General features: G+C 50.4%; 6 protein-coding genes. All 6 read right to left on the bottom strand.

Going from position 1 to position 3363, the window contains the following annotated elements; translation table 11 throughout:
- A partial coding sequence (locus FEM54_RS28290; protein WP_276614872.1) for a sigma factor occupies positions 1-253 on the bottom strand: 253 nt, incomplete at its 3' end.
- Between the two features lie 294 nt (positions 254-547).
- Complete coding sequence (locus tag FEM54_RS28285; RefSeq protein ID WP_017137011.1) at positions 548-781, bottom strand: hypothetical protein; 234 nt, start codon at positions 779-781, stop codon at positions 548-550.
- A complete protein-coding gene (locus FEM54_RS28280) occupies positions 768-1112 on the bottom strand; it encodes a hypothetical protein (protein WP_138453828.1) in 345 nt (114 codons plus the stop codon). The genes FEM54_RS28285 and FEM54_RS28280 overlap by 14 nt, the downstream gene beginning before the upstream one ends.
- Before the next feature lie 63 nt (positions 1113-1175).
- Complete coding sequence (locus FEM54_RS34815; protein ID WP_276614874.1) at positions 1176-1259, bottom strand: TraI domain-containing protein; 84 nt, start codon at positions 1257-1259, stop codon at positions 1176-1178.
- Between the two features lie 615 nt (positions 1260-1874).
- On the bottom strand, positions 1875-2456 hold the full coding sequence (locus tag FEM54_RS28270; protein ID WP_138453827.1) for a tetratricopeptide repeat protein: 582 nt from the start codon (positions 2454-2456) through the stop codon (positions 1875-1877).
- Positions 2457-2667: 211 nt separating this feature from the next.
- A partial coding sequence (locus tag FEM54_RS28265) for a hypothetical protein (RefSeq protein ID WP_138453826.1) occupies positions 2668-3363 on the bottom strand: 696 nt, incomplete at its 5' end.

The following is a 3363-nucleotide window of genomic DNA, read 5'->3' as shown; positions in this document are numbered from 1 at the left end:
GATAAGCCCGCTCGATGGCTTGGTGACGCCAACGGTTGATCAGCAAGCCATTGGCGATGGTCGCCAGAAACGCCATGGGCTGGCGCAACTCGCGTACATCCTCCTGGGAGCGCAGCACACGGATAAAGGTGTCGTGTGCGAGGTCTTCGGCATCGGCCGTGTGCCCCAGCCGCCGATGCAACCAGCCTCGGAGCCAGCTGTGGTGATTGGCGTACAGCTGGGCGACGGGCGAGGGGGTGCTGTCGTGCTGCATTTCAGATCCACACTAATGATAATGGTTCTCATTTTATGGTCTGAGGAGAGGGGTTGTATAGAGGAAAAGTTGCGACGATCAGCCAAATCCAATGGCAAAAAAGCCTGCATTTCTGCAGGCTTTTCTCTATCTGGCTCCACGACCTGCAACGGAGCCACGAAAAACGTGCTGCAGACACTGAATCAATGCACCGCGTGACTATCAGCTATCGAGCAACCTTTATGCCTCACTTAACTTCCTGACCAACGTAGCCGCCATTAGCTTCAACGTTCTCTTGCTCACAGGCGCATCTCACTAACGCCTAAAGATGATTGATTTTGCGAAATCTGCATACTTATAAAACCAACTCAACGCAAACAAAATCGAGAATGGCATTCCAAACCATACAAATACCACATCAAATTCCACCTCAAACCCTGCGGAAATAAACAGGACTGGCAACAATGCCAGCAGGCAGCCTATGGAAAGCATTACGACTAAAATACCCGCCGCCATTATCGCCGAAGACATCAACTTACTTACCGTCACCCTTAGCCTCCTCGTAAAAGCCATAGCCTTTATAACCCACTCCGCCGACATACACACCCAGCGCAGTACCAAATGGCGTTTTCGTACCTAACAGCGGAATGATAAAATTATTATCCATCTTCGGAACCAAAACCCCGAAGATCGAACCCTTCCTCAACCCATCCGAAGCCCCCATCACGAGAGGGACTTTCCCAAAGCCAGCACCGGCGGAAAGTAACGTATCCGCCCCTTGGTAGACCAATGGACCATAGCCACCTGGAATCAAGTCAAACGCCGACTTAACAGGGTTGCCCGCGAAAGATGAAGGCCGCTCTGCGCGCTCCCAGATCAACGAGGGAGAAACTTTTAGAAAGGTCAGGGTCTTTTGCCACTTATCGCCTTGAACCGTCGCCGTTCAAATAGCCTTGCCTTCTGCGTTCACCTGAATGATCGCGTTGTCTTGCAGAACGTTGAACAACGTTGAGTTCGAAGTGGGGATCGATTCTGTCAGCTACCGAGCAACCTTCATGCCTCACTCAACTTCCTGACCAACGTAGCCGCCATTAGCTTCAACGTTCTACTATCTGCCTCAAACCCCTCATCTAGAGCGCGTATGACCTGTGCCCTGTCAAGAATGTAGCCAGCCAAAAAAACTGACTCAATTGATTCAATTGCATGAATGACAACCGACTCCTCTCCAGCTTTTAGAAGCGTTACCAAAACACGCAACGCCCGCTCATCATTCGAGTCACCGAGAGACTCCGCGCACCGACCTCGCCAGACTTCAGACTTCGCCCGAAGAGCAGACTCAAGTTCCTCCCAGTTTGAATTATCAAACTGAGAGATCTTGGAGGCCGCGATATTAATTCCTACATCCGACCAATAATCTTCTGACCCTATCGAACCCAGAAAACAATCATACTTCCCGAACATAAATCACCTATAAAATCCAGGAAAAAATGAAAACAAGGCTTCTTCAAGCTAAATAAATCCGTACCCTTTTACCCTTGGAAATATTGGAGCGAGCTCTGCGTGATGAGTGGCGCGATCAATCCCAGGGCTTAGGGTAAATGTGTGGGGATCCCTCAGGGTCCGTCTGCTTTTTTGGATTTATTTACCATGCGGCGTGACGATTCGACGGTGTCGACTTTCCGGAATGCCTCATCTTTTCAACTGTCGCTTTGGACGCTGAGTACTTATCAGCATATTTTTCCGGAGTGCGCCTGTGAAGCTCAGCCAAAATCGACACCAGACTTTCATGACTCGCCAAGTCTGCAGGTTCTATTCCAATAGCATCTTCATAGCACTGCAAGGCGCCTTCAAGATCCCCTACCTTTACCAACATCGCACCGAGCTCAAGATACGTATCGACAAATGACGGCTCAGCTTCAATAGTGGCCTGATAATACTTAAATGCGTCGACATAATTAGACGCCCGCTCATTGGATACACCCGCCAGGAAAAGATAGCGCGCGATGACCTGGCCGGGGGCCAATTGGGTAGCCACCTCATAATGTTTTATGGCTTGGGCGAGGTCACGCTGATAGAAACAAATATCGCCCAAACACTCAGCGAATGTTGACTCCGACAGTGAGTGCGAGCACTCGTTGAAATAGTCAACAGCCTTTTCGTCAAGTCCGCTTGAGAGGTATCGAATCAGCTGTCTCTTTATGTCTCTAAAATCAGATTCGCTCACACCTACTCTCCGACCACTTTAACGTGCTTAACAATCAAATTGAATGAATCCAACAGCGTAGGTGGCACCCCGATGTTTCGAAAATTAGAAACCGGACCAATGCCTTCCACGGCAAAAAGTGGACAGATTTTTAATTAACAAAAGACTCGGAAAATTAAATAAATCTGTCTCCTTTACCGCTTATAACCTGCCCCGGCCCTTTTGCACCTATTCAACTCTTCAATGCTGGCAAAGACAGCACTTCATCGTACTGTGGCCAGTCTTCCCTTGCGCGTTTGAGCACACCTTGCATCAATTCGTCCAACTCAGGCACTGGCTGCTCGGGCGGCAATTGGTCAAAAGGCGCGGCCAGCAGCGGATGATCAATCTTCTGCGGATTGGCTAAACCTTCCCACTGGCGCAGGCGCAGGATAAAGAGAATTTCCACCGGCACGCGCTCCAAGTGCCAGTCCTGATTGAAGTCGTAGGAATTCTTCTGGCTCTCTTTACCGGTTTGCCAAGTGTGGCGGTCACACGCGGCCAACAGACAGGGCATCAGGTCGTCGGGGCTGGGAGTGCGCCACTTGGCCAGCAAGGCTTCGTAGATGGGTTCGTCGTAAGCATAAGCAGGCCATTGATGCGAGACATCGCCCACCCAATCGGCAAACACACGCAGCATAAAGGCTTGGGCGCGGCGGTGTTGCTCTTCGTACTCAATCACTAATTGATGCCCACGGTTGAGAGCCGCATGGGTGAGATAGCCCTGATGGATGACGGCATCCTTCCAGCCTAGGATCGCCATGGCGGCCATCATATTGGTGGCGGTTTGGATGCTGTAGTTTTCCTGGCGAATGTGGTTGCCGTGGAATTGATCATACTGGTGCGCCCAAAAGAATAATTGCCAAACACCTACTTGGTAGTAGCGCAT

Source organism: Pseudomonas edaphica, assembly GCF_005863185.1.
GTDB lineage: Bacteria > Pseudomonadota > Gammaproteobacteria > Pseudomonadales > Pseudomonadaceae > Aquipseudomonas > Aquipseudomonas edaphica.
Note: the sequence above shows the minus strand (reverse complement) of the source record. Positions and strands in the feature narration are given on the sequence as shown.